Consider the following 22,782-nt stretch of genomic DNA (forward strand, 5'->3'; position numbering starts at 1 on the left):
ATCCTTCCCCCACCACCATCACTTGTATATCGTTTTAAATTCACACTTCGCTCAGCGCCCCGTATTCATCCCATGTGGGAAGGATGAGAAGCTTCGACTAAGGTTCGATTCGAGCGAAGCGAGAAAGCGTTGCCGCAGGCAACGACCCGAAGGGCGAGGCGCAGCGCGACGAGTAATCCTTCCCCCACCACCATCATTTCTTCTGTAGCTTAATTATCCCTGAAAAATACATTGCCACCCGTTATGTCGTTGCCTTGTCGTAGGCCGGGTAAGACTCTGCCGCCACCCGGCGACGCACGGCTACATCGGCGGCAGCCGGCGCTTGACCGGCGAACTCTTCACGATAGAGGTATTGCACTGGGCATGCTCCGCCAGGCCATCGAGCAGCGTATCCAACTGCTCTATCGACCGCACCACCAGCCTGATGACAAAGCAATCCTCGCCGGTCACTTTGTCGCTTTCAATGCACTCCGGCATCGCCTGAATGTACTTATCCACTTTATGTAACAACCCAGGCAATGGGCGAACCCGCACCAGCGCCTGCAGCGTATAGCCTAACGCCGCAAGATTCACCCGCGCGCCGTAACCCTGAATCACCCCGCGCTCCTCAAGCCTTTTCAGACGCTCCGCCGTGCTGGGCGAGGTCAGGCCAATATGACCGCTCAGCACCTTCAGCGAGACGCGCGCATCCTCCACCAGACAGGCTAAAATTTGTCGGTCGATATCATCAATAAGGTTATCCATCATTTTCACCTAATTTTAAAAAGCCATTTACGTTTTCAACCTTATATCACCCCTGTAAAAGCCGACAGCAATTTTCAACAATAGCGTCATTAATCAGGAGGTGGATGATGCGTGATTTACATAAAGGCGTCTGGCAAATGAGCCTGGCGATGTTAATTTCCGGATCGATTGGCGCGTTTGTTTTACTTTCCGGCCTGCCGGTGACCGAAGTCGTATTCTGGCGCTGTCTTATCGGGGCTATTGCACTGTTTATTTTTATTCGGATGAGTCGAAAACCGTTTAGCCCACTCACCCGCATTACGCTGCTGCTGGCTATTCTCGGCGGCGTGGCCTTAGTGGTGAACTGGCTCCTGCTCTTCGCCGCCTATGAACGGATCTCTATTGGTCTTTCTACCGTGGTGTATAACACCCAGCCGTTTATGCTGGTATTGATGGGGATGCTTTTCGGTGAGCGCGTCAGCCTGGTGAAATGGGGGTGGCTGTTCCTCGCCTTTGGCGGCGTGGTCATTTTGCTCTCCACGGAGTTAACCGGCGCTCGTGGCGCCGACTGGCTCGCCGGTATCGGCCTCGCGCTGGGCGCGGCCTTCTTCTACGCGCTCACGGCAATAATTACCCGCAAGCTCAAATCCCTCGCGCCGCAGCATATCGCCTTTATTCAGGTGCTCACCGGCGTGGTAATGCTTTTACCGCTGGCGCATATGCCGTCGCTCACGCCTCCTTTCCCATGGGTGATGCTATTAACGCTGGGGATCGTGCATACCGGCGTAATGTATCAACTGCTGTACAGCGCGATACAGAAGCTTCCCACCCCTATTATCGGCTCGCTGTCATTTATCTATCCCGTCGTGGCGATCGTTGTCGATAACCGGGTATTTGGCCATTCGCTAAACCTGATCCAGTTGTTCGGCGGCGCGCTGATCCTGTTGGCTGCGGCAGGCAACAATCTTGGCTGGGGCGAAAAAAAACCCCGCCAAGGCGGGGTTGGTATCAAAACAGCGAATTAGCGACGGGCGCGAACAATCTGGTATTTGCGCGTCAGGTACTCGACCGGCGCGCTCCAGATATGCACCAGACGGGAGAACGGGAACAGCACAAACAGCGTCATGCCCAGAACCAGGTGCACGCGGAAAATAAACGCCACGCCGTCCAGATGCTGTGAAGCGCCGCCGTGGAAGGTCACCACCGACTGCGCCCAGCCCACCAGCTTCATCATTTCGCTACCGTCCATATGCTGAGCGGAGAATGGAATAGTCAGCAGGCCCAGCGCGCACTGCACCATCAGCAGGGAGAGGATCAGAATATCCGCTCCGGTGGTGGTGGCGCGAACGCGCGGGCTCAGCAGACGACGCTTGAGCAGCAGCAGGCCGCCCACCAGCGTCATCACGCCGCAGGCGCCGCCCGCAATCATCGCCATCTTCTGCTTCACGTCGATCGGCAGGAAGGATTCGTACATCCAGTGCGGCGTCAGCATACCGAGAAAGTGGCCGGCAAAGATCCCGAGAATCCCGATATGAAACAGGTTCGAAGCCAGATTCATCCCTTTACGGTCCAGCATCTGGCTGGAGGCCGCGCGCCAGGTGTACTGCCCATAGTCGTAGCGCAGCCAGCTGCCGACGAGGAACACCGTCCCGGCGATGTACGGATAAATGTCAAAGAAGAACATATTCAGGAAGTGCATTATTGCTGTCCTCCGTTAGAGATATTCAAATATTGCGGGGCAACGGCTCCGGCAAAACGACGCTGGTGAGCGGCGATCTCCGAATCATCGCAGCCCCGATCGGCAAAGAATTTCACCTGTTCTTCTTCCCAGACGGCGTCCAGCGCCTGCGGCGTATCGTCGCGGGCTTCATCGGCGATTTTTTCCGCCACTTTCCGGCTATCGACCTGCGCGTTCGCCAGCTTGAGCAGCAGCTCAAACAGCGCCGCGTAGCCGCTTTCGCGTTGTTGTAAGCGAGCGCTAAGCAGGCCGAGTATCGGCGCGATATCCTGCAATCCGCCGCGCGCTTCCGCTTCCGGCAGCTGCGCCAGATACTCCAGATACAGCGGGAGATGATCCGGCAGTTCGCGGCTGTCCAGCTGCAGACCGTGGCGCTCGTACTGCGCCATCAGGTCTACCATCGCCTGGCCGCGATCGCGGGATTCGCCGTGCACGTGCTCAAACAGCAGCAGCGAGGTCGCACGGCCGCGATCGAACAGTTCGCTGTAGCGAGACTGCGCGTCCAGCACGTCCTGGGCGGTCAGGTCGCGCAGGAAAACGCTCAGCTTATGGGCATCCTCCGGCGCCAGTTTTTCCGAAGCGGCGATAGCGTCAAACAGCTCCTGCTGATGCTGCCATAAGGCAGCGTCAGGGTACTCGAGAAGACGCGACACAATGACGAGTTCAATCATGGGTGCGGCTCCGTTTTGCTGGTGACGTCGATAGCATCGATACGGCGGCTGTTGAACAGATTGAACTGGCTGTCAGAACCGTGGCAGCCGTCGCCGAAGGTAAAACCGCAACCGCTTTTCTCCGGGAAGGCGTCGCGGGCCTGCTCGCGGTGGCTGCTCGGCACCACGAAACGGTCTTCGTAGTTGGCGATCGCCAGATAGCGATACATCTCCTGCGCCTGGGCTTCAGTCAGTCCAACCTCTTCCAGCGCCCGGGTATCCACGACGCCGTCCACCGTTTCCGCGCGCTTGAAGTGACGCATCGCCAGCATGCGCTTCAGCGCCAGCAGCACCGGCTGGGTATCGCCCGCGGTCAGCAGGTTGGCCAGATACTGAACCGGAATACGCAGACTTTCTACGTCCGGCAGAATGCCGTTGCTGCCCAGTTCACCCGCATCGGCGGCTGACTGAATCGGCGACAGAGGCGGCACGTACCAGACCATCGGCAGCGTGCGATATTCCGGATGCAGCGGCAGCGCCAGCCTCCAGTCCATCGCCATTTTGTAAACCGGCGACTGCTGGGCGGCCTCGATAACGCCCTGCGGCACGCCGTCTTTCAGCGCCTGCTCAATCACTTTCGGGTCGTTCGGGTTGAGGAACACGTCCAGCTGACGCTGATACAGGTCTTTCTCATTCTCCGCGCTGGCGGCATTTTCAATGGCGTCCGCGTCATACAGCAGCACGCCGAGGTAGCGAATACGCCCCACGCAGGTTTCCGAGCAGACGGTCGGCATCCCGGATTCGATACGCGGGTAGCAGAAGATGCACTTCTCGGATTTGCCGCTCTTCCAGTTGAAGTAGATTTTCTTGTACGGACAGCCGGTGATGCACATACGCCAGCCGCGGCACTTGTCCTGGTCGATCAGCACGATGCCGTCTTCTTCACGTTTATAGATGGCGCCGCTCGGGCAGGTCGCGACGCACGCCGGGTTCAGGCAGTGCTCGCACAGGCGCGGCAGATACATCATAAAGGTGTTTTCGAACTGACCGTACATCGCCTTCTGCATGTTCTCGAAGTTCTGGTCTTTGGCGCGTTTCTCGAACTCGCCGCCCAGAATCTCTTCCCAGTTCGGGCCGCTGGTGATTTTATCCATCCGCTGGCCGGTGATCAGCGAGCGCGGACGGGCGATCGGCTGATGTTTGCCCTCCGGCGCGTTGTGCAGGTTCTGGTAGTCGTAGTCAAACGGCTCGTAGTAATCGTCGATGCCCGGCAGATGCGGGTTAGCAAAGATTTTACCTAGCAGCATCGCGCGGTTGCCCATGCGCGGCTGCAGCTTGCCGTTGATCTTACGGATCCAGCCGCCCTTCCACTTTTCCTGATTCTCCCAGTCGTTCGGGAAACCGACGCCCGGTTTACTTTCAACGTTGTTAAACCACGCGTACTCCATCCCCTCGCGGCTGGTCCAGACGTTTTTACAGGTGACCGAGCAGGTATGACAGCCGATGCACTTATCGAGATTCAGCACCATGCCGACTTGTGAACGAATTTTCATTTTACGCTCTCCTGTACCTGGTCGTTACCTTCGCCATCTAACCAGTTAATATTCTTCATCTTACGTACCACCACGAACTCATCGCGGTTAGACCCTACCGTGCCGTAGTAGTTAAAGCCGTAGGCCAACTGGGCATAGCCGCCGATCATATGGGTCGGCTTCGGCGTAATACGGGTCACGGAGTTATGAATCCCGCCGCGCTGCTCGGTTACCTCTGAACCCGGCAGGTTTACGATACGTTCCTGGGCGTGATACATCATGGTCATCCCGGCCGGCACGCGCTGGCTGACCACCGCGCGGGCGGTCAGCGCGCCGTTGCTGTTGAACACTTCAATCCAGTCGTTATCCTCAATCCCCAGATCTTTGGCATCCGCCTCGCTCATCCACACAATCGGGCCGCCGCGGGACAGCGTCAGCATCAGCAGGTTGTCGCTGTAGGTGGAGTGGATCCCCCACTTCTGGTGCGGCGTCAGGAAGTTCAGCGCTTTTTCCGGGTTGCCGTTGGATTTCTTACCCATCACCGCTTTCACCGAACGGGTGTCGATTGGCGGACGATAGACCAGCAGGCTTTCGCCGAAGTCGCGCATCCACTGGTGATCCTGATACAGCTGCTGGCGGCCGGAAAGCGTGCGCCACGGGATCAGCTCATGAACGTTGGTGTAGCCGGCGTTATAGGAAACGTGCTCATCTTCAAGCCCTGACCAGGTCGGGCTGGAGATAATTTTGCGCGGCTGGGCCTGAATATCGCGGAAGCGAATTTTCTCTTCCTCTTTATTCTTCGCCAGATGCGTATGGTCGCGACCGGTAAACTCGCTGAGCGCCGCCCAGGCTTTCACCGCCACGTGACCGTTGGTTTCCGGCGCCAGGGTCAGCACCATCTCCGCCGCGTCAATTGCGGTATTAAGCATCGGCTGACCTTTGGCCGGACCGTCCGCTTTGGTGTAGTTGAGCTTACGCAGCAGATCCATCTCGCTCTGGGTATTCCAGGCGATACCTTTACCGCCGTTGCCGATTTTCTCCATCAGCGGGCCGATAGAGGTGAAGCGTTCGTATGTCGCCGGATAATCGCGTTCGACGGTCAGAATATGCGGCGCGGTTTTCCCCGGAATCAGCTCGCATTCGCCCTTTTTCCAGTCCTTAACGTCCAGCGGCTGCGCCAGTTCGGCGGCGGAGTCGTGCTGGATGGGCAGCGTCACTACGTCGGTCTCTTTGCCCAGGTGTCCTACGCAGACTTCAGAGAATTTCTTCGCGATGTCCTTGTAGATATCCCAATCGCTTTTCGATTCCCAGGCCGGATCGACGGCGGCAGACAGCGGATGAATAAACGGATGCATATCCGAGGTATTCATGTCGTCTTTTTCATACCAGGTGGCGGTCGGCAGCACGATGTCAGAGTAGAGGCAGGTGCTCGACAAACGGAAGTCCAGCGTCACCACCAGATCCAGCTTGCCGTCGAGACCGTTGTCTTTCCACTCCACCTCTTCCGGCTTCACGCCGCCCTGCTTGCCAAGATCTTTGCCCTGAATACCGTTTTCCGTACCCAGCAGATACTTCAGCATGTACTCGTGGCCCTTACCGGAAGAGCCCAGCAGGTTGGAACGCCAGATGAACAGGTTGCGCGGATGGTTCTTACCGTTTTCCGGCTGCTCAGCGGCAAAGCGAATGGAGCCCTCTTTCAGGGATTTGACGGTGTAGTCGACCGGCGTCATGCCCGCTTTTTTCGCCTCTTGCGCAATGCGCAGCGGGTTGGTGCCCAGCTGCGGCGCCGACGGCAGCCAGCCCATACGTTCAGCGCGCACGTTGAAGTCAATCAGGTGGCCGCTGTAGCGGGATTTATCCGCTAACGGCGACAGCAGCTCCTGCGCGGTGACGGTTTCATAGCGCCACTGGCTGGAGTGGTTATAAAAGTACGACGTGCTGTTCATATGACGCGCCGGACGCTGCCAGTCGAGGGCAAACGCCAGCGGCTGCCAGCCGGTCTGCGGACGCAGTTTTTCCTGGCCCACGTAGTGCGCCCAGCCGCCGCCGCTCTGCCCGACGCAGCCGCAGAAGATCAGCATATTGATAAGGCCGCGATAGTTCATATCGAGGTGGAACCAGTGGTTCAGACCGGCGCCGACGATGATCATCGAACGGCCGTGGGTCTTATCGGCGTTATCGGCGAACTCGCGCGCGGTACGGATAATATGCGCCCGGGAAACGCCGGTGATTTTCTCCGCCCATGCCGGGGTATACGCTTTCACGTCATCATAGCCGCTGGCGCAGTTTTCATCGCCCAGACCGCGATCCAGACCGTAGTTGGCCATGGTCAGATCGTACACGGTGGCGACCAGCACGCTAGAGCCGTCGGCTTTCTGCAGGCGTTTGACCGGCAGTTTGTGCAGCAGCACGTTTTCCAGTTCGACTTTATTAAAGTGCTCGGTACCTTCGCCGCCAAAATAGGGGAAGCCGACGTTGGCGATATCGTCATGGCTACCCAGCAGGCTCAGGCGCAGTTCGACATCTTCGCCGGTTTTACCGTCGCGCTGTTCAAGGTTCCATTTGCCTTTATCGCCCCAGCGGAAGCCGATAGAACCGTTCGGTACGGTGATTTCGCCCTTCTCATCAAAAGCGACGGTTTTCCATTCCGGATTCTTTTCCTGACCTAGCGCATCGACCAGATCCGCCGCGCGCAGCATACGGCCCGCCGCGTAATAGCCATCGCGCTCTTCGAGCATCACCAGCATCGGCATGTCGGTGTAGCGACGCACGTAATCGGTGAAATACTGGCTCGGTTTATCGAGATGGAACTCGCGCAGCATCACGTGGCCCATCGCCAGCGCCATCGCCGCATCCGTACCCTGCTTCGGCGCCAGCCACAGATCGCAAAGCTTGGCGATTTCGGCGTAGTCAGGGGTGATAGCAACGGTTTTGGTGCCCTTATAGCGCACTTCGGTAAAGAAGTGGGCATCCGGGGTACGGGTCTGCGGAACGTTGGAACCCCAGGCGATGATGTAGCTGGAGTTATACCAGTCGGCCGATTCCGGCACGTCGGTTTGCTCGCCCCAGGTCTGCGGAGAGGCAGGCGGCAGGTCGCAGTACCAGTCGTAGAAGCTCAGGCAGGTGCCGCCGATCAGCGACAGATAGCGCGCGCCGGAGGCATAGGAGACCATCGACATCGCCGGGATGGGCGAGAAGCCCGCCACGCGGTCCGGGCCGTAGGTTTTGACGGTATAGACGTTAGAGGCGGCAATCAACTCGTTCACCTCTTGCCAGGATGAACGCACGAAACCGCCGCGACCACGCGCTTGCTTGAAGCTTTTCGCTTTATCAGCGTCTTCAATAATCGAGGCCCATGCGTCAACCGGATCGCTGTGCTGCGCCTTCGCTTCACGCCACATCTTCATCAGGCGTTTGCGCATCAGCGGATACTTCAGGCGGTTGGCGCTGTAGAGGTACCAAGAGTAGCTGGCGCCGCGCGGGCAGCCGCGCGGCTCGTGGTTTGGCATATCCGGACGGGTGCGCGGATAGTCAGTCTGCTGGGTTTCCCAGGTGACGAGACCATTTTTGACATAAATCTTCCAGCTGCACGAGCCGGTGCAGTTGACGCCGTGGGTGGAGCGCACAACTTTATCGTGCTGCCAACGTTGACGGTATCCATCCTCCCAGTCCCGGTTGGTTTTTAGAAGCTGGCCGTGCCCATCGGCAAAGGTTTCACCCTTCTGTTTGAAGTAGCGAAACCGGTCCAGGAATTTACTCATCGGGTTTCTCCTGTGTGGAGCCTGACGGCTCTCTGATAAATCGACATTGCTGGATTTGCAGCGAAGGTAACGCTATGAAAGAGGGCGAGAATTGATAACGATCAAGAGCATAGGGCTTATAAAAGCGAGGTAAAACGCGAATTACCACCAAAGTAGTATTTATTTCTATTTATTATTTTATTGATAATTAAAGATATTTAATGAAAAAGCCTGCAGAAACCCGGGGTTTGTTATTCCCCACGGTATTAAGGGGTAGGCGCGCCTGAAGTCATTTTTTTTGTGACTTCAGGCGGCTTTTAATATCCCCCAAAACCACTAGTATGTTGTAACTAAGTAATAACCAATAAAAAGGGCGCAAATATCGTTGCGCCCTTTGCAGAAATTCAAAAAGAAATATTATTTCTGCTTACGTCCGTAGACCGCCCAGGTAATCACCACGCAGGCGATATAGAACACCAGGAATACCTTCATGGCGCCGGCCGGCGAACCGGTCAGATCCAGCGAAATACCAAACGCCTTGGGAATAAAGAACCCGCCAATCGCGCCAATCGCCGAAATAAAGCCCAGCGCCGCCGCCGTATCGGTCGCCGCTTCACGCATGGCCTGCGCTTCGCTGCCGCCCTGGGCCTTAACGCGATCCATGGTCATTTTGCGGAAAATAACCGAGATCATCTGGAAGGTCGACGCGCTGCCCAGACCGGCGGTCAGGAACAGCACCATAAATACCGCGAAGAAGGCGATAAAGTTACCGCCCTCGCCGTGGGTCGGCAGCGTCAGGAACAGCAGGCCGCAGAAGATAGCCATCACCACGAAGTTCACCAGCGTCACGCGCGTCCCGCCGAGGCGGTCGGAGATCGCCCCGCCGGTTGAGCGCGCCAGGGCGCCGATAAACGGCCCGAAGAAGGCATAGTGCAGAATCTGCACATCCGGAAACTGGGTCTTCGACAGCATGGCGAAGCCCGCAGAGAAGCCTATAAACGATCCGAAGGTGGCAAGATAGAGCAGCGCCATAATCCACAGATGCGCGCGCTTCAATACCGGTAGCTGCTCGCTCAGCGAGGCCTTCGACGCCGACAGGTCGTTCATAAAGAACCACGCCGCCAGGGTGAAGATAATCAGGAACGGCACCCAGATCCACGCCGCGTTTTCCAGATACAGCATGGAGCCATCCGGCTGCTCGCTGCCAGTTCCGCCAAAGACGGCGAAAATAGACAGCGATACCACCAGAGGGGCAACCAGCTGCATTACGCTGACGCCCATATTCCCGAGGCCGCCGTTGATGCCCAGCGCGCCGCCCTGCTTCTGTTTCGGAAAGAAGAAGCTGATGTTAGCCATACTGGAAGCAAAGTTCGCCCCCGCAAAGCCGCACAGCAGAGAAATAATCACGAAAACGCTGAAGGGCGTAGCGGTATCCTGCACCGCGAAGCCTAACCAGACGCAGGGGACGATCATGATCCCGGTGCTGAACGCGGTCCAGCGACGGCCGCCGAACAGCGGCACCATAAACGCGTACGGCACGCGCAGCAGCGCGCCGGACAGCGCCGGAAGCGCGGTCAGCATAAACAACTGGTCGGTGGTAAACTGAAAGCCGACTTTATTCAGGTTGACGGCAACGGCGCTGAACAACATCCAGACGCAGAATGCCAGCAAAAGACATGGAACGGAGATCCACAGATTGCGGCTGGCGACGCGATGACCGCGCTGCTGCCAGAATTCAGGATCTTCGGGACGCCAGTCGCTAATGACTGAGCGGGTAGTCTTCTCCGGGATTGAAGAGTGACTCATAGACACCTCTGATAATTCGTATTAACCCTGGCTACCTTATGGGTTACAGGCGGCGGTAAGTTGATATAAATCAAAGGAAAAGTGGGCGCCGATTTGGCGAAAAAAAACGCATCACCCGAAGTGAGTAGCTATTTCTGCGGAAAAAAGTGTGGTTTTTCACGCCAGTGCTGGAATTCCCCGAACACCTGCCACCAGCCCACCCCGCCCTGACAATTAAGGGGTAATCCTTTAGGGGTATGGGTATACTCCGGGGGATGGCCGAGAATAAGCGCCACTCCCGGATAATTTACCGGTCAGGAGCCTCGTACCCCATGTTGAAACGTCTTTTTACGCCGCTGACGCTGGTGAATCAACTCGCGCTGATCGTTCTGCTGGCTACCCTCATCGGCGTCGCCGGAATGGCGATCTCTTCTCGCCTGGTGCACGGCGTCCAGGGCAGCGCGCACGCCATTAATAAAGCCGGTTCGCTGCGCATGCAGAGCTATCGCCTGCTGGCGGCAGTACCGCTGGGCGAAAACGATGAAAAGCTACTGGATGAAATGACGGCAACCGTCTTTAGCCCGGAACTGCAGTACGCCGCGCGCCATGACGATCAGCAGCGGCAGCTCCAGGCGCTGCAGCACTACTGGCAGCTGGAGCTGGCGCCGGGCATGCGCAAAGCGCAAAATCAGGCCTCGGTGGCGACCGATGTCGCCGGGTTTGTCGACCGTATAGACCAGCTGGTTACCGCCTTCGATCACACCACCGAAGAGCGGATTAAACACGTTGTCTGGATCCAGCGCATCATGGCTGTGGGAATGGCGCTGCTGCTGGTGTTCACCATCGTCTGGCTGCGCGCGCGCCTGTTGCGCCCGTGGAAACAGCTGCTGGGTATGGCCCGCGCGGTGAGCCGACGCGATTTTACCCAGCGCGCGCAGATTAGCGGACGCAACGAGATGGCGACGCTCGGCATGGCGCTGAACAATATGTCTGAAGAGCTGGCGGAGAGCTATTCGGTGCTGGAACGCCGGGTGCAGGAAAAAACCGCGGGCCTGGAGCAGAAAAACGAGATCCTCGCCTTCCTGTGGCAGGCCAACCGCCGTCTGCACTCGAACGCGCCGCTCTGCGAGCGCATTTCTCCGGTTCTGAACGGGTTGCAGGGGTTAACCCTGCTGCGCGATATTGAAGTTCGCGTTTACGACCTCGAAGATGAAGACAATCATCAGGAGTTTTCCTGCCACTCCGATATTCAGTGCGACGACAGAGGCTGCTACCTCTGCCCGCGCGACCTGCCGCCGCTGCCAGATACCGGCACCACCTTAAAATGGCGGCTGTCGGACGCCCATAATCAGTACGGTATTTTGCTGGCCACCCTGCCCACCGGTCGCCATCTGAGCCACGATCAGCAGCAGCTGGTGGATACGCTGGTTGAACAACTCACCGGCACCCTCGCCCTCGATCGGCATCAGGAGCGCCAGCAGCAGCTTATCGTCATGGAGGAGCGCGCCACCATCGCCCGCGAACTCCACGACTCCATCGCCCAGTCGCTCTCCTGTATGAAAATGCAGGTCAGCTGCCTGCAGATGCAGGGCGACGATCTGCCGGCAGCGAGCCGCCAGCTGCTGGGGCAAATTCGTAATGAACTCAATACCTCCTGGGCCCAGCTGCGCGAACTGCTGACGACCTTCCGGCTACAGCTCACCGAACCGGGGCTACGCCCGGCGCTGGAGGCCAGCTGCCAGGAATACAGCGCCCACTTCGGTTTTGCGGTGCGCCTGGATTACCAGCTGCCGCCGCGTTTTGTGCCGTCACACCAGGCCATTCATCTGCTGCAAATCGCCCGCGAGGCGCTCAGCAACGCGCTGAAGCACGCAAGCGCCACTGAGGTCAGCGTCAGCGTGACGCTGCGGGAGAATCAGGTCCGCCTGGTGGTCGCCGATAACGGCCGCGGCGTGCCGGACCACGCGGAACGCAGCAACCATTACGGCTTGATTATCATGCGCGATCGCGCGCAGAGCCTGCGCGGGGACTGCCAGGTCCGGCGGCGGGAAACCGGCGGAACCGAAGTGGTGGTTACTTTTATCCCTGAAAAATCGTTTTCAATTCAATAAGGAGAACTCCATGAGTCAACAGGAACGGGCAACCATCCTTCTCATCGACGACCATCCCATGCTGCGCACCGGCGTCAAACAGCTGATCAGCATGGCGCCGGACATCCAGGTGATCGGCGAAGCCAGCAACGGCGAGCAGGGTATTGCGATGGCGGAAGCCTTAGATCCGGATTTAATTCTGCTGGATCTCAATATGCCGGGCATGAACGGTCTGGAAACCCTCGACAGGCTGCGCGAGAAGTCGCTTTCCGGCCGCGTGGTGGTATTTAGCGTCTCTAATCATGAAGAAGATGTGGTGACCGCCCTGAAACGCGGCGCCGACGGCTATCTGCTGAAGGATATGGAACCGGAAGATCTCCTGAAAGCGCTGCAGCAGGCGGCGGCGGGCGAAATGGTGCTCAGCGAAGCGTTAACCCCGGTGCTGGCGGCCAGCCTGCGCGCCAATCGCGCCACCTCGGACCGCGACATCAGCCAGTTGACCCCGCGCGAGCGCGATATTCTCAAGCTGATTGCCCAGGGCCTGCCGAATAAAATGATTGCCCGCCGTCTGGATATCACCGAAAGCACCGTTAAAGTGCACGTTAAGCATATGCTCAAGAAAATGAAGCTAAAATCGCGCGTGGAAGCGGCGGTTTGGGTCCATCAGGAACGCGTATTCTAGGGCTGTTGCGGCCACGAAACGCCCTCGGCCGGTACGTGTACCAACGGCTCCGTCAGCGCCAGTGCGATCTCATTGGATGAGACGCGCTGACCCGTTTTATCCTCCACCACCAGCGAAAGATGCCAGCGGTTGCTCGCCCCGGCTTCGCTGCTCCAGCGCGGCATAATCACGGTCCAGCCGTCCGTACTGTTGGCCTCAATCGGCGAGGTCAGGCTTAGCGCCTGGGTATCCCCCTGCCAGCTCAGCGACTTAATGCCGTGCAGGCTACGAATCTGTAGTTTCAGCTGCACCGTCTCCCCCGGCTGAAGATCCCAGGGCGGCGTCGCCAGATAAACCGACAGCGTTTTGCGCTGGCGATATTCAACGACCGGCAGGTTATCGCGTTCCGGGCTGTCGTAGCGGCTGCCGCGAAGCGATCGGCTAACGGCGACTTCATCGGCCGCCAGCTGCTGCTTCAGCGGGACGCCGAAGCGATAGTTCAGCTTCAGCCCGACATCATTTTGGCTGACGCCGCTCTCGCCCTGCTTATGCTTAGCCGTCACCGTCACCAGCGGAACGGGAGTGTAATTCAGCCCCACCGACACCGCGACCGGGTTGTGGTAGCCGGTACCCGAATGGAACAGATCGACGCTATCGCCAAAATACTGCTCCACGCTGACGCTGGTATTAATGTGCTGATAAAACGGCAGCCGCGCCTGGGCGGTCACATCGTAGCCGCTCGCCATACGCTGCTGCTGGGTCAGGCTACTCCCCTGCTGCCAGCCGCCGAGCGGCTGGTAGTAGTTCGCCGACAGGCGCAGCGACTCGCCCCAGGCTTCGGCCCCGACGCTGCCGCGCGCCATGCGATCGTCCAGGGCTTTATCGTAGAAAGAGTTGTAGCCCAGCAGCCAGGAGCCCATCCGCCAGCGCTGGCCGAGACCAATATTGCCGACCAGACCCGTATCACGCTGGGTGACCGAGTACTGATTCCAGGTAAGGTAGTCGCCGTTATCCTGCAACGGGACAAACCAGCTCCCCTTACTGCCGGTAAAATTGCCCTCTTTGTCGACCAGCAGATCGACGTTGGCGTTGCCCCACGGCGAAAGCCAGTTCTCCAACTGGTGGCTGACCTCGTTCCCCAGCTTACCGATGGCAAATACTCGCGCCTGTTCGCTGGTTGTCAGCCCGTTATCGCTCATACTGGCTTCGCCAAATTTTTTCGCCATCTCGGCAAAGTGCTTTGCGTCGTCATCCACCTGCGGCGCGAGGCCGAGGTCGGGTAAGGTCTCAGGACCCTTAGAGAACGCATGGTTATCCTGCAGCGCGCGGGCGGGCATGCCTGTCAGCAGCAGGAGAAGCGGTAAAAGCGGGGTTACGCGGAACGGCAGAGAGCTCAAATCGGTTACGTCTACTCACGAAGTGGTGGCGGCAAAACATGAGTTTATCGTTTTTTGCGCTCCCCCGCAGCCCTGCGGACGATTCCAGGAATATGCTGAATCTCAGGCCTGCGCCAGCTTCGCCGCCAGCAGCGCTTTCAGCTCCGGGATGCAGGAGCCGCAGTTGGTGCCGCATTTCAGTTTTCCCCCCAGCGCGCCGGGCGTACGGCAGCCGCCGACAATGGCTTCGCCTATCGCCCGTTCGCCCACGCTAAAGCAGCTGCAGATAATACGCCCGCGCGGCATCTCAACGCCGCCTTTTCTGCCGCTCAATAACGCGTGGCGCCGGGCGGCGTTCTGCGGCGGAACGCGAAACGCGGCGTGAATCCAGTCGGCATCGATAGCCGGCTCGCTGGCGTCGCTCCACCAGCCGAGCATCAGCTCTCCCGCCCGCCACGCCAGCAGGTTCCAGACCTTGCCGCCCTCGGCTACCTGCATCTGCCATCCCTGCCGCTGGCACCACTCCACCAGCCAGTCGCGGGAGCGGGTATCCCCCGCCAGCGAAAGATGGATAATGCCCTGCGCCGCCCGCCGCCGCCAGTGCAGCGAAGCGGGCAGCGGAACCGGCTGGCGCGAAAAAAGCTCGCCTTTCCACGCAGGAAGCCAGGTGGCTATCGCCACCGCCGTCTGTTTACTTTCCGGCTGCCCGGAGTGCGGGTCGGTGACCGCAGCCAGCAGGTTGTTCACCCGTCCCTGACGAGCAAACTGATTATTCCAGTGCATCGGCACAAACAGCGACCCGGGCCGTTGCCCGTCGCCGATCGTCACTTTTGCGACCATCACCCCCTTCGGTGAGCGGACCCGCGCCAGTTCACCTTCCAGCAGGTGATAACGCTGCGCGTCCGCCGGCGCGACCTCCACCACCGGCTCGTTAATATGCTGCATCAGACGCGGCACCGCGCCGGTGCGGGTCATGGTGTGCCATTGATCGCGGATCCGCCCGCTGTTGAGGATCAGCGGATAGAACGCATCGGTGGTCGCCCGGGTAGGTTGCGGCGCGACCGGCACCATCCGCAGTTTACCGTCGCGATGCCAGCCCTTATGCACACTCCAGGCTGCTTCGCTGCGGCTCACCGGCCAGCGCACCGGTTCCAGCGCATCCCACGCTTCGCGGCTGAGATCCGCCAGTCCGCCGATATCAAACGCCCGCTGGCCATCGTTTTCATATCCTGAAAGCGCGGCGTGTTCGCTGAACACCTCGTGCGGATGCTGCCAGGCAAAGGCGGAGCCGAAGCCCAGCGCCTCGGCCACGCGGGCGACGATCCACCAGTCGGCCCTGGCCTCTCCCGGCGGCGGCATGAAAGCGCGCTGGCGGGAGATCCGCCGTTCGGAGTTGGTCACCGTGCCGCTCTTCTCTCCCCACGCCAGCGCGGGAAAACGGATATGGGCGAAGCGTCCGGTATCGGTATCAGCGACGACGTCGGAGACAATGACCAGCGGACACCGCGCCAGCGCTTCGCTTACCGCGTGGCTGTCCGGCAGCGACACCACCGGATTGGTGCCCATAATCCACACCGCTTTTACCTCGCCGCGGCCAATGGCGGCGAACAGCTCCACCGCCGTCAGCCCCGGCGTTTGCGCCAGACGTTCGCTGCCCCAGAATCGCGCCAGGCGCCGTAAATCGTCGGGTTCAAAGTTCATATGCGCCGCCAGCATGGTCGCCAGGCCGCCCACCTCGCGCCCGCCCATGGCGTTAGGTTGACCGGTCAGCGAAAACGGCCCGCAGCCCGGACGCCCGTATTTACCGCAGGCCAGGTGTACGTTGATGATAGCGTTGCATTTATCGCTGCCGCTGGCGGATTGGTTGATTCCCATGGTATAGAGCGTGATGGCGCGCGGGGCGGCGATAAATTCGCGGTAGAAATCGGCAATCTGCTGGCGCGGCAGGCCGCAGAACTGCGCCACTTTGTCGAGGTCCCAGTCCTGGGCGATGGTCAGCGCCCGCTGCGCATCGTTAAAATCGTCGCTGATGGCGCCGCTGGCGGCAATGGCGTTCAGCAGGCCGACAAACAGCCCGCCGTCGCTGCCGGGGGCCAGCGCCAGATGCCGGTCGGCGATATCGCAGGTGGCGGTCCGACGCGGATCAATGACCACTACCCGCATCTGAGGATTGTCGCGCTTCGCCTGCGCCAGCCGCTGATAAAGCACCGGATGCGCCCAGGCGGCGTTCGACCCGACCAGCACCACCAGATCGCTGTTTTCCACGTCCTCATAGCTGCACGGTACCACGTCCGCGCCCAGCGCCCGTTTGTAGCCGGTGACCGCTGAAGACATGCACAGCCGCGAATTGGTATCGATATTCGCCGCGCCGATAAACCCCTTCATCAGCTTATTCGCCGCATAATAGTCCTCGGTGAGCAGCTGGCCGGAGGCGTAAAACGCCACCGCCTGCGGCCCGTGCCGATCGATAATCTCCCGCAGGCGCGAACCTGCCGCCGCCAGCGCCTGCGGCCAGGTCGCGCGTTCGCCGTCGACTTCCGGGAATAACATTCGTCCCTCCAGGCCGACGGTTTCGCCCAGCGCCGCTCCTTTAACGCACAGGCGGCCAAAGTTTGCCGGGTGCTGCTCATCGCCGCGCACGCTCACCTGACCGTGAGGCGCCCTACTGGCGATAACCCCGCAGCCAACCCCGCAATAGGGGCACGTGGTTCTGGTTTCCGTCATCAGGAGGCCTCCGCGCGCGCCAGCAGCTGCTGGTTGCCAACCCACACCTTGCCGTTCTCCACTTTGACCGGCCAGGCGCGCACCGCCTGTTCGCCGCCGTCGCACTGGCGGCCATCGCGCAGGCGGATTCGCTGCTTATACAGAGGCGAAATCACGATCGGTTCGCCGCCCGCATCGCCAAGCAGACCGCGCGACAGAACGTTGGCCTCGCTGCCCGGTTCGAGGTTATCGAGGGCATACACCTGGTCGCCAAAGCGGAACAGTGCAATCTGCCGCTCGCCGAGCCGCGCGCCAATCCCCGCCTGCTGCGGAATGGCGTCGAGATCGCAAATGGCCTGCCACGGGCGCGACGGCAGCGCCGGTTCGCCCTGCGCCGCGAAGGGGGCCAGCTGCGGCTGGCCGCGCAGGGTTTGCCGCTGTACGGTTTCGTCCGGCTCATCGCTGTTCACGTAGGAGCGGAACAGCGCCAGCCGCTGCGGATCGTTAAGGGTGGTTTGCCATTCGCACTGGTAGCTCTCGACCACCCGCGCCATCTCCTGCTCCAGCTCTTCGCCGATGCCGAGGCTGTCTTCGAGGATCACCTCGCGCAGATAGTCGACCCCGCCCTCAAGGTTATCCATCCAGGTACTGGTGCGCTGCAGGCGATCGGCGGTACGAATATAGAACATCAGCAGCCGGTCAATACTGCGGATAAGCGTGGCTTCATCAAGATCGCTGGCGAACAGGTCGGCATGGCGCGGCTTCATGCCGCCGTTGCCGCAAACGTACAGGTTCCACCCCTTCTCCGTGGCGATAACCCCAATATCTTTCCCCTGGGCTTCCGCGCATTCGCGGGTACAGCCGGAGACGGCCATTTTAATTTTGTGCGGCGCGCGCAGCCCCTTGTAGCGATGTTCGAGGGTGACCGCCAGGCCGGTGGAGTCCTGGACGCCGTAGCGGCACCAGGTCGAACCGACGCAGGATTTCACCGTCCGCAGGGATTTGCCGTAGGCGTGGCCGGTTTCGAATCCCGCCTCGGCCAGCTCGCGCCAGATTGCCGGGAGCTGTTCCAGGCGCGCGCCGAACAGGTCGATACGCTGGCCGCCGGTCACCTTACTGTACAGTTGATAGCGTTTGGCGATCTGGCCGATCGCAATCAGACCGTCCGGCGTCACCTCTCCCGCCGCCATGCGTGGCACCACCGAATAGGTGCCGTCTTTCTGAATATTGGCGAAGTAGCGATCGTTGGTGTCCTGAAGCGGCAGATGCGCCGGCTTCAGCAGATATTCATTCCAGCAGGAGGCCAGTACCGAGGCGACCAGAGGTTTACAGACCTCGCAGCCGTGGCCCTGTCCATAACGGGCAATCAGCTGTTCGAAGGTGCGGATATGGTTGACGCGAACCAGGTGATAGATCTCCTGGCGCGACCACGGAAAGTGCTCGCAGATATCCTTTTTAACTTCGACGCCCTGCTCGGCAAGCTGGTACTCCATCACCTGTTTCACCAGCGCGCTACAGCCGCCGCAGCCGGTCGCCGCTTTGGTGCGGCTTTTTATCGCCGCCATGTCGCCCGCGCCGCCGCTCACCGCCTGGCAGATATCGCCTTTGCTGACGTTGTGACAGGAGCAAATCTGCGCGCCGTCCGGCAGCGCCGCGATCCCGAGCGCCTTCGGCGCGCTGCCCTCCAGCGCCGGAAGGATCAGGCTTTCCGGGTGTTTGGGTAAAGCCATCCCGTTAAGCATCATCTGGAGCAGCGTGGCGTAGTCGCCGGCATCCCCGACCAGCACCCCGCCGAGCAGGTTTTTGCCATCCGCGCTGACCACGATTTTTTTGTAGACCTGCTGCGGCCCGTGCGTCCACTGATAGCTCTGACAGCCCGGGGTACGCCCCTGGGCGTCGCCGAACGAGGCGACATCAACGCCCAGCAGCTTCAGCTTAGTGCTCATATCCGCGCCGCTAAAGCTGCCCGCCTCGCCCGCCAGAGTGGCCGCCGCGGCGCGCGCCATCTGATAGCCTGGCGCCACCAGGCCATAAATTTTGTTCTCCCACAGGGCGCATTCGCCGATCGCCAGCACGTCCGGGTCGGAGGTACGGCACTGGTTGTCGATGCAGATCCCGCCGCGTTCACCTACGCTCAGTCCGCCGCTGCGCGCCAGCGCGTCCTGCGGGCGAATACCGGCGGAGAACACCAGCATATCCGTCGCCAGCGAGCTGCCGTCGGCGAAGTTCAGCTGCAGCCCCTGCTCATTGCGAACAATTTCCGTCGTCGCCTTGCTGGTGTGCACTCCGACGCCCAGCTCGCTGATTTTTTCCCGCAGCATCGCCGCGCCGCCGTTGTCCAGCTGCACCGCCATCAGGTTCGGCGCAAACTCGACAACGTGAGTTTCCAGCCCCAGTTGCTTCAACGCATTGGCCGCTTCCAGCCCGAGCAGGCCGCCGCCGATCACCACGCCCCGTCGGGCGGTTGCGGCGCGGGCGGCAATCTGGTCGAGGTCGTCCAGCGTACGGTAAACAAAACAGCCCTCAAGATTATGGCCCGGCACCGGCGGAACAAACGGGTAAGAGCCCGTCGCCAGCACCAGCTTATCCCAGTGGGTTTCGTGACCGAAGGCATCGCGCACCACCCGCGCTTCGCGGTCGATGCTGGCGACCGATTCGCTCAGGCGCAGCTCAATACCGTGCTGAGTGAAAAAATCCCCTTCCACCAGCGACAGCGATTCCGCGCTGCGTCCGGCGAAATATTCCGTCAGATGCACCCGGTCATAGGCGGCATAGCGCTCCTCGCAGAACACCACAATCCGATACTGTTGATGAAGGTCACGGCTGACGCATTGCTCAAGAAAATGGTGGCCGACCATACCGTGTCCGACCAGCACTAATACAGGTTTTGTCATCGTAGTTTGTCCCACAGCGCGCGGCTGCATCGTTGAAGAGGGGTCGAAAAGCCACTCTGCCGGCGCGGGCGCTGACGCCCCCAGCAGAGCGGTGAGGGGCGCGGCGCTGCTGCAATCCCCGAGCAGCAGTACGCCGCGCAGCTTACCGTCGCGCAGCAGCAGGCGACGGTAGTGGCGGTCCAGCGGATCCCAACTGGTATAAACGTCATCCTGCTCATCGGCCCGCAGCTCGCCGGCGCTGAACAGTTCAATGTCGGTGACCTTCAGGCGGGTGCCGCTATCCTGCCAGCGGAAATCCTCGCCAGGGATAGCGCACAGGCGGTCCGCCAGCACCTCCGCCTGGCGCAGGCACGGCGCCACCAGCCCCCAGGTCTGACCGTCGATTTCACAGCATTCGCCGAGGGCGCTGACTCCCGGCTGCGCGGTTGCCAGCCGGCGGTCGACGAGAATTCCGCGACCGCACGCCAGCCCGCTGCGCTCGGCCAGCCGTTTGTTCGGCTGTACGCCGGTCGCCAGTACTACCCGCGAGGCGGCAAACGCGCGGCCGTCCTCCAGCAGCACCTGATGTTCATCAATGGCGGCGATACGGCTCTCCATCACGCAGCCGATCCCGCGCTCGGCGAGCAGCATTTGCAGCTGTTCGCCGACAAAGGCATCAGTCTGCTGCTCCATCAGCCAGCTTCCGCGGTGCAGTAAAGTGACACTGTCACCATGACGACGTAGCGCCGCGGCGGCCTCCACGCCGAGTACGCCGCCGCCGATGACCACCGCCGGGCCGTCGATGGCCAGAATGCCTTCGACGTCCGCCAGGGTGCGGAAAGCAAAAACGTGCGGCAGCGTGATGCCCGGCAGCGGCGGTAGAAACGGCAGCGACCCCGTGGCGAACACCAGTTCATCCCAGCCAAGTTCGCCTGCGGTGGTCTGCAGCGTACGGGCCGCCATATCCACCGCGGTAACCGTTTCACCGGCGCGTACCGTGACGTTATGTTGCGAATACCACTCTGCGGGCAGCAGTCGCGTCGCGCCTGCGGTTTTCTCCGCGCCAAGCACCGGCGAAAGCTGAATGCGGTTATAGGCCTGGCGCGGTTCATCGCCGATAATGGTGATGCTAAACCGCCGCGCATCCCGCTCCACCAGCGCCTGCGCCAGGCGCGTGGCCGCCATACCGTTGCCGATAATCACCAGTTGCCGCGTCATCGCCGCCCCCTATGCCGCTTTCGGCTGTTTTTCATAGAGGAAGTGCAGGATCTGCTGGCGCAGATGGTGATAGCGGCTGTCGTCCGCCAGCTGCACGCGATTGCGCGGTCGCGGCAGATTGACGTCGAGGATCTCCCCGACCGTCGCCGCCGGTCCGTTGGTCATCATCAGCACCCGGTCGGAAAGCAGCACCGCCTCATCCACATCATGGGTAATCATGACGATGGTGGTATTCAGCGACTGCTGGATCTGCATCACCGCGTCCTGTAAATGCGCCCGCGTCAGGGCATCAAGGGCGCCAAAGGGTTCATCCAGCAGCAGCACTTTCGGTTTCATCGCCAGCGCCCTGGCAATGCCAACGCGCTGCTTCATCCCACCGGAGATCTCCCCCGGACGCTTGTGCAGGGCGTGGCCCATCTGTACCCGCTCGAGGTTGTGCTCAATCCACTCTTTGCGCTCGCCTTTGCTCATGCTGCGACGAAAGACCTGGTCCACCGCCAGCGCCACGTTGTCAAAGCAGGTCAGCCACGGCAGCAGGGAGTGGTTCTGAAACACCACCGCGCGTTCCGGTCCCGGCCCGGCGATTTCGCGGTTGTCGCACAGCAGGCCGCCCTCCGTCGGCAGGGCTATCCCGGCTATCAGATTCAGCAGGGTTGATTTACCGCAGCCGGAGTGGCCGATCAGGCTGATGGTTTCCCCTTCGTAGATGTCGAAGGAGACGTTCTGCAATGCGAGGAATTCGCCGCTGGCGGTGTTAAAACGCTGGCTGACGCCCTGGACCTGAATTAATGGTTTCATCTGCGACTCCTTATTTTTCCTGCCAGCTAAAACGGCGGGCGAGCAGCATCAGCCCCTGTTCCAGCAGCAGACCGACCACGCCGATAATGACGATGGCGATGATGATGTTTTCGACGTTGAGGTTGTTCCACTCGTTCCAGATCCAGAAGCCGATCCCTAAGCCGCCGGTGAGCATTTCGGCGGCGACAATCACCAGCCAGGCGATACCGATGGAGAGACGAACCCCGGTCAGCACCGCCGGCAATACCGCCGGAAAGAGGATCTTGCGCATCACCGTCCATTCGGAAAGCTGCAGCACCCGGGCGACGTTGAGGTAATCCTCAGGAATGCGCCGCACGCCCTCGGCGGTGTTAATCACCATCGGCCAGATCGAGCAGATAAAAATGGTCCAGCTGGAGGCCGGTTCCGCTTTCTGGAACAGCAGCAGGCCAATAGGCAGCCAGGCCAGCGGGCTCACCGGGCGCAGCAGCGCAATCAGCGGGTTAAACATCCGCGCGAAAAACAGCGAGCGGCCAATCAGGAAGCCGAGCGGAATTCCCGCCAGCGCGGCGAGGCCAAACCCCACCGCCACCCGCTGCAATGACGCCAGCACGTTCCAGCCGATGCCCATGTCGTTCGGTCCGTCCTGATAAAACGGGTCGGCGAAAAGGGTCAGCGCCGAATCCAGCGTGGAGAGCGGCGTCGGGAAACCTTTGCTGTTCATCGCCGCCAGCTGCCAGCCCAGCAGCAGCAATCCCAGCCCGAGCAGCGGCGGCAGAAGACGTTGGGTAACATCGCGCAGCCAGCGGCTGAGCGGAGGCGTGGTTTTGCGCACCTGCAGCGGCGGCAGGGTAATAATTTCGCCGGGCGCTTTATCGGCGCTGGCCGGCGGTTGCGGTTTATATGCGTGTTTCAT

The 22,782-nt window shown here is 60.4% G+C and carries 14 protein-coding genes and 1 other RNA gene; 4 read left to right on the plus strand and 11 right to left on the minus strand.

The annotated features are described in order from the left end of the window. Positions 1-62: 62 nt before the first annotated feature. A non-coding RNA gene (locus KOSB73_RS18760) (RtT sRNA) lies at positions 63-193 on the plus strand. Between the two features lie 107 nt (positions 194-300). Here KOSB73_RS18760 and KOSB73_RS18765 read toward each other — a convergent pair. Continuing rightward, the gene (locus KOSB73_RS18765) at positions 301-744 is read right to left on the minus strand and encodes an Lrp/AsnC family transcriptional regulator (protein ID WP_004133011.1); all 444 of its coding nucleotides are present in this window, start codon (positions 742-744) and stop codon (positions 301-303) included. A 107-nt stretch (positions 745-851) separates the two neighbouring features. On the opposite strand from KOSB73_RS18765, the gene KOSB73_RS18770 reads away from it, so the two are divergent. Continuing rightward, entirely contained in the window at positions 852-1,748 is an 897-nt protein-coding gene (locus tag KOSB73_RS18770) for a DMT family transporter (RefSeq protein WP_024357872.1), read from the plus strand. Here the strand turns inward: KOSB73_RS18770 and narI are convergent. From narI to KOSB73_RS18795, 5 genes are all read right to left on the minus strand, one after another. Beyond that, complete coding sequence (gene narI / locus KOSB73_RS18775; protein ID WP_004121739.1) at positions 1,745-2,422, minus strand: respiratory nitrate reductase subunit gamma; 678 nt, start codon at positions 2,420-2,422, stop codon at positions 1,745-1,747. The two genes, KOSB73_RS18770 and narI, sit on opposite strands and share 4 nt — an antisense overlap. Further along, positions 2,422-3,132 (minus strand): nitrate reductase molybdenum cofactor assembly chaperone, encoded by a 711-nt coding sequence (gene narJ / locus KOSB73_RS18780; RefSeq protein WP_004133005.1) that lies wholly within the window; start codon positions 3,130-3,132, stop codon positions 2,422-2,424. The genes narI and narJ overlap by 1 nt, the downstream gene beginning before the upstream one ends. Continuing rightward, positions 3,129-4,664 carry a nitrate reductase subunit beta gene (gene narH / locus KOSB73_RS18785; protein WP_064371821.1) on the minus strand — a complete coding sequence of 512 codons (1,536 nt, stop codon included), beginning with the start codon at positions 4,662-4,664 and terminating at the stop codon, positions 3,129-3,131. The genes narJ and narH overlap by 4 nt, the downstream gene beginning before the upstream one ends. Beyond that, on the minus strand, positions 4,661-8,404 hold the full coding sequence (locus tag KOSB73_RS18790) for a nitrate reductase subunit alpha (RefSeq protein ID WP_049103251.1): 3,744 nt from the start codon (positions 8,402-8,404) through the stop codon (positions 4,661-4,663). The genes narH and KOSB73_RS18790 overlap by 4 nt, the downstream gene beginning before the upstream one ends. Positions 8,405-8,800: 396 nt before the next feature. Then, positions 8,801-10,189, minus strand: coding sequence for a NarK family nitrate/nitrite MFS transporter (locus KOSB73_RS18795; RefSeq protein WP_004133002.1), 1,389 nt, complete (start codon positions 10,187-10,189; stop codon positions 8,801-8,803). A gap of 311 nt (positions 10,190-10,500) precedes the next feature. Between KOSB73_RS18795 and narX the strand changes: the two genes are divergently transcribed. Next, positions 10,501-12,279 carry a nitrate/nitrite two-component system sensor histidine kinase NarX gene (narX, locus tag KOSB73_RS18800; RefSeq protein ID WP_004133000.1) on the plus strand — a complete coding sequence of 593 codons (1,779 nt, stop codon included), beginning with the start codon at positions 10,501-10,503 and terminating at the stop codon, positions 12,277-12,279. Positions 12,280-12,289: 10 nt separating this feature from the next. Next, complete coding sequence (gene narL, locus KOSB73_RS18805) at positions 12,290-12,940, plus strand: two-component system response regulator NarL (RefSeq protein WP_004132998.1); 651 nt, start codon at positions 12,290-12,292, stop codon at positions 12,938-12,940. Here narL and KOSB73_RS18810 read toward each other — a convergent pair. The 5 genes from KOSB73_RS18810 to ntrB all read right to left on the minus strand — a co-directional run bounded on the left by KOSB73_RS18810 (position 12,937) and on the right by ntrB (position 22,782). Next, a complete protein-coding gene (locus tag KOSB73_RS18810; RefSeq protein ID WP_131930173.1) occupies positions 12,937-14,256 on the minus strand; it encodes a YchO/YchP family invasin in 1,320 nt (439 codons plus the stop codon). The two genes, narL and KOSB73_RS18810, sit on opposite strands and share 4 nt — an antisense overlap. Before the next feature lie 162 nt (positions 14,257-14,418). Continuing rightward, a complete protein-coding gene (locus KOSB73_RS18815) occupies positions 14,419-17,019 on the minus strand; it encodes a nitrate reductase (protein ID WP_098140825.1) in 2,601 nt (866 codons plus the stop codon). Then, positions 17,019-21,089: a nitrite reductase large subunit NirB gene (gene nirB / locus KOSB73_RS18820; protein ID WP_098140827.1), complete on the minus strand. Its 4,071-nt coding sequence runs from the start codon at positions 21,087-21,089 to the stop codon at positions 17,019-17,021. The genes KOSB73_RS18815 and nirB overlap by 1 nt, the downstream gene beginning before the upstream one ends. Before the next feature lie 9 nt (positions 21,090-21,098). Further along, a complete protein-coding gene (locus tag KOSB73_RS18825) occupies positions 21,099-21,887 on the minus strand; it encodes an ABC transporter ATP-binding protein (protein ID WP_049130989.1) in 789 nt (262 codons plus the stop codon). 10 nt (positions 21,888-21,897) lie between these two features. Next, the gene (gene ntrB, locus KOSB73_RS18830; protein ID WP_049088167.1) at positions 21,898-22,782 is read right to left on the minus strand and encodes a nitrate ABC transporter permease; all 885 of its coding nucleotides are present in this window, start codon (positions 22,780-22,782) and stop codon (positions 21,898-21,900) included.

This window comes from Klebsiella grimontii, from assembly GCF_900200035.1.
Taxonomy (GTDB): Bacteria; Pseudomonadota; Gammaproteobacteria; order Enterobacterales; family Enterobacteriaceae; genus Klebsiella; species Klebsiella grimontii.